Source organism: Rhodopseudomonas sp. B29, from assembly GCF_000333455.1.
Lineage (GTDB): Bacteria > Pseudomonadota > Alphaproteobacteria > Rhizobiales > Xanthobacteraceae > Rhodopseudomonas.
Window position 1 is genome coordinate 1 of the sequence record NZ_BADD01000138.1, and the last position, 4,571, is coordinate 4,571.

A 4,571-nucleotide genomic window follows, 5' to 3' on the forward strand; every position below is an offset into this window, starting at 1 on the left:
CTTCATCGCCTCGACGGCGAGCGGCACGTCGCCATGACCGGTCATGATCAGCACCGGCAATTTGCTGCCGCTGGACTTGAGTCGCTTCAACAGATCGAGCCCGTCGATGCCTGGCATGCGGACGTCCGACAGGATGCAGCCGAAGGTCGGCTCGGAAAGGTCGAGGAAGGCCTGTGCGGTCTCGTACAGCTCGACGTCGTAGCCGGCGGAGCTCAGCAGAAATTCGACCGACTCGCGCATCGCCAGATCGTCGTCGATCACGTGCACGGTGCCGCTAAGAGCCATCATTCAAATCCTCGACAGGCGCCATCGGCAGCGTGAACCGGAAGGTCGCGCCGCCAGCTGGATTGGTTTCTGCCCACATCCGGCCGCCATGGGCTTCAATGATCGAGCGGCTGATCGACAGCCCAACGCCCATACCGGTGTCTTTTGTGGTGAAGAAAGTCTGAAACAATTTGACTTTGACGTCGTCCGGAATGCCGGCGCCGGTGTCCGACACCGTGACCTCGATCATATCGTCGGCGACGCGCCGATTGGAAGCGGTCAATTCGCGACGCTCCGACTTCGCCATCGCTTCCAGCGCGTTACGGAACAGATTGACCAGCACCTGCTGGATCTGGACCCGGTCGACCAGCACCATGTCGTTCTCGGGGTCCAGACTGAAGCGCAGCACGACGCCCTGTTCGCGGGCGCCGGTGAGCCCGAGCGCGCCGGCTTCCTCGATCAGCTTGGCGAGGCTTTCGACGCGCTTTTCGGATTCGCCGCGGGCGACGAAGTCGCGCAGCCTCCGGATGATCTGGCCGGCGCGCAGCGCCTGCTCGGCGGCGCGCTCCATCGCGCTTTCGATCTTGGGCATTTGCGGGTCGGTGCTGCCGGCCAGCAGCCGGCGCGAGCCCTTCATGTAGTTGCTGATCGCCGACAGCGGCTGATTCAGTTCGTGCGCCAGCGCCGACGCCATTTCGCCCATCGCGGTGAGGCGCGAGACGTGCACCAGCTCGGCCTGGAGTTCGTGCAGCCGCGCCTGGGTCTGCTGATATTCGGTCAGATCCCGGATGAAGCCGGTGAAGTACTTCTCGCCGCCGGATTCCATTTCGCCGATCGACAAATGGATCGGGAAGGTCGAGCCGTCCTTGCGCTGACCGGTGACGATGCGGCCGATGCCGATGATGTGGCGCTCGCCGGTCGAGCGATAGCGTCCGATGTAGTTGTCGTGACGCGTTGCGTCCGGGCGCGGCATCAGCATGCTGATGTTCTGGCCGATCGCCTCCTGTTCGGACAGTCCGAACATCCGCTCCGCGGCGCTCGAGAAGAACCGCATGATGCCGCGGCCGTCGATCAGGATCATCGCGTCCGGCACGGTGTCGAGGATCGAGCGGAGCTGGTTCTGCTGCAGGCGCAACTCGCGCTCCAGCTCCTTCTGCTCGTCGATGTCGAGCACGATGCCGCACAGATAGTCGGCGTCAGTGTCGTGAACCAAGCCGCCGCGCGCGCGCAGCCAGTGCTTGTCGAGGCTCTTGTCGGCGACACGAAAAGTGATGTCGAGATTATCGCCGTGGCCGATCGATCGGTCGACCGCAGCGCGGATCCTGTCGCGGTCTTCCGGATCGATCAGGTTGATGAAGAGGTCGACGCTGACGGGGGCGTCGGGCGCAGCGCCGAGCAGCTTGCGCGTGGTCGTGGACCAGACAAGTTCGTGCGTGGTGCGGTTGAAGTCCCACGTGCCGACCCCGTAGCTGTCGATGCCCTGCTGCAGGCGCCGGTCGCGTGCCGAAATTTCGGAGGACGGGGTGGTCGAGTCTGTCACGCGATGCCTGAAATGAGTTCTAGATTGCTCAATATCACAAGGCGAATATCATTCGCAACACGCTGGAACCTGACGAAAAGCCGCGGCAGCGCAAGCGCTTAGCAGCTATGCGCCATGCTGGTCGAGATCGCGTCATGTTCTGCCGATTGGTCGCGTCACTTCAGCGCACCGTCAGCGCGCCGCCTTGGCGGCGCGGTCGTCTTCGGGCGAATTCAGATAAAACCCCGACATCGTGTCGACCCAGCACAGATGATCGTGGACTTCGCGAACGCCGCAGACGTTTTCGGCGACGACGATGGCTGCCTGCCGCGAGCGCTCCTCGGTGATGACGCCGTTGAGGTGGACCACGCCGTCGCGCACCAGCACGCTGAGGCCGAATGGACGCCAGTCGTTGCGCTCGATCTCCGAGATGATCTTGTCGCGGATCTTGTCGTCGGCGTCGCTCGGCGCCGGCGCCTGGCGCGCCAGATCGGCGACGGCGCGCAGCAGGTTTTTGCGGGTGACGATGCCGACGAGCAGATCGCCGCGCATCACCGGCAGCCGCTTGACGTGATGCTTTTCCATCGTCTTGACGATAGCTTCGACCGGCGTCGCCTCGTCGATGGTGAAGGGATGATGGGTCATCACCTCGCCGACCTTGCGGCCGTGCTCGTGGACGAAGTCGGCCGCGCAGGTGCCGGGCCCGAGCAGCATCCGCAACCAGCGGCCGCGTTTGCGCTGGGTGCCGATCTCGGCGCGGCGGATGAAATCGCCCTCCGAAATGATTCCGACCAGCTTGCCGTCGTCGTCGACCACAGGCAGTCCGCTGACGTGATTGTCGATCATCGCGGTGGCAGCATCGATAATCGAGGCTTCGGGGGTGATCGTCACCACCTGTCGGGTCATGATCTGGTCTGCACGCATCTCGTCGTCTCCTAGGCGCACGTGGGTGGTCGCGTGAGGCCGGTGGCCTCAGTTCGCGCCGCTCAGTGCGAAATCAGTGCCGGCACCGTCAGCGACTTGAACATGCCGCGCGTCACGCCGCCGAGGATGAACTCGCGCAGCCGCGAATGGCCGTAGCCGCCCATCACCAGCATGTCGGCGCCGCAGTCGCCCGCGAAGGACAGGATGGTGTTGTGGATGTTGAAGGGAGCCGCGGTGAGATGATGCACGTCGGGGGCAAAGTCGTGGTGCAGCAGATGATCCCGCAGCGCCTCGGCCGTCGACTGTCCGACGACTTCCTCGTCCTCGTTCACCGCCAGGATATCGATGGCGCCGGCGCGTTGCAGGAACGGCAGCGCATCGTGGACGGCACGCGCCGCCGCGCGGCTCCCGTTCCAGCAGATCAACACGCGGCGCAGCTGCAACGGCCCGGTGTGAATATAGGGCACCAGCAGCATCGGCTTGCCGGAATTGAACAGCACGCTTTCGGGTAGCGGATCCTGATGGCCCGGTTTGGTGCGGTCGGGCTGCATCAGGATGCTGAGGTCGTAGAGCCGTGATGCTTCGGCCAGTGTGTCGTTGGCCAGTACGGGGGTGTCGCAGATGCTGCGGGCGCCGTGGCTGACGCCGGCGGCGCGTGCGGCGATCTCGAATTCGTCGAGCCGCGCCGCAGCCTGGTCGACGTCGGTGTTGAGCTGTGTGGCGGCCGCATAGTAAGCCGCCGACGCCCCGACGACGATCGCCGGGGTGATCGGCTGATAGGCGCAGACGATACCGTCGAGATGCGCATCGAAGGTTTTCGCCACCGAAACCGCGCAGGCGACGATGCCATCGGCGGGACGATCCGCCGGAATGTGAACGAGAATGTCGTTGAGCATGGGAAAGTTCCCCCCAGCAGCATTTCGTAAACGAAGGCCGCCATCCGTCGCGAATATATCGGTGCGGGGATGCCGCTCTTTGATCTAGCTCATCGTCCCTGAGCCATCACGACGCAAATACATGGCTCGGTTGCATCTTTACATATGCTAACCGGCATAAGGGCACCGATCCGAGATCGAGACCCGGCCCAAGCCGGGCGGAGGAGCCGATGACGTATTCTACCGTAATGGTCGCGCTCGCTTTCGATCAGTCGAATGCCAGTCGTCTCGGCATCGCCGCCGAACTCGCCGAACGCTTCGAAGCGCGGTTGATCGGCGTGGCGGCGTCGGAACTCAGCCCGCCGCTGTACTACACGGCCGGCAGCAATGCCGAATTGCTGCTGGGGCAGCAACTCGCCGCGCTCAAGCAGCGGCTCGAAACGCTGGAGGCCGAGTTTCGCCAGGCGATGCGCGGCCACTCCCGCGAACTGGAGTGGCGCGGCGCCGTCGAGCTTCCGGCAAAATACGTAGTTCAGCAGTCCCGCGTCGCCGATATCGTCGTGGTCGGTGAGGCGCCGCGCGGTCCGCTGACCGATCCGTTTGCCGTCACCGATCCGGCGGATCTGGTGATGCAGATCGGCCGGCCGATGCTCGTCGTGCCACCCAATGTCTGCCGCATCGATCTGTCGAGCGTGCTGGTGGCCTGGAAGGATACGCCCGAGGCGCGCCGCGCCATCGTCGATGCGCTGCCGCTGTTGCGCCAGGCCAGCCGGGTCACGGTCGTTGAAATCGTCGAGGACGAGGAGGGCAGCCGCGCGGCGTCGCTTGCCGCCGTGCACGACGTCGTGGACTGGTTGTCGCGCCACCACATTCATGCGGTCGGCGAGGTGCCGGAGCCGGCCGGTGACGTCGCCGCACAGCTCGACAAGCTCGCGCAGGATGTCGGCGCCGGCATCATCATTGCGGGCGCCTATGGCCACTCCCGGTTC

General features: G+C 64.6%; 5 protein-coding genes. 1 reads left to right on the plus strand and 4 read right to left on the minus strand.

What is annotated here, in order from left to right; all coding sequences use genetic code 11:
• The 4 genes from I5M_RS05190 to I5M_RS05205 all read right to left on the minus strand — a co-directional run.
• A partial coding sequence (locus I5M_RS05190; RefSeq protein WP_022720438.1) for a response regulator occupies positions 1 to 285 on the minus strand: 285 nt, incomplete at its 3' end.
• Complete coding sequence (fixL, locus tag I5M_RS05195; protein ID WP_022720439.1) at positions 275 to 1,804, minus strand: sensor protein FixL; 1,530 nt, start codon at positions 1,802 to 1,804, stop codon at positions 275 to 277. The genes I5M_RS05190 and fixL, both read right to left, overlap by 11 nt.
• 171 nt (positions 1,805 to 1,975) lie before the next feature.
• Positions 1,976 to 2,707 (minus strand): CBS domain-containing protein, encoded by a 732-nt coding sequence (locus tag I5M_RS05200; protein WP_022720440.1) that lies wholly within the window; start codon positions 2,705 to 2,707, stop codon positions 1,976 to 1,978.
• A gap of 62 nt (positions 2,708 to 2,769) precedes the next feature.
• Positions 2,770 to 3,603, minus strand: coding sequence for a universal stress protein (locus tag I5M_RS05205; RefSeq protein ID WP_022720441.1), 834 nt, complete (start codon positions 3,601 to 3,603; stop codon positions 2,770 to 2,772).
• 209 nt (positions 3,604 to 3,812) lie between these two features.
• Here I5M_RS05205 and I5M_RS05210 point away from each other — a divergent pair.
• Positions 3,813 to 4,571 (plus strand): universal stress protein (locus I5M_RS05210; protein WP_031335441.1); only part of this gene is annotated, 759 nt, incomplete at its 3' end.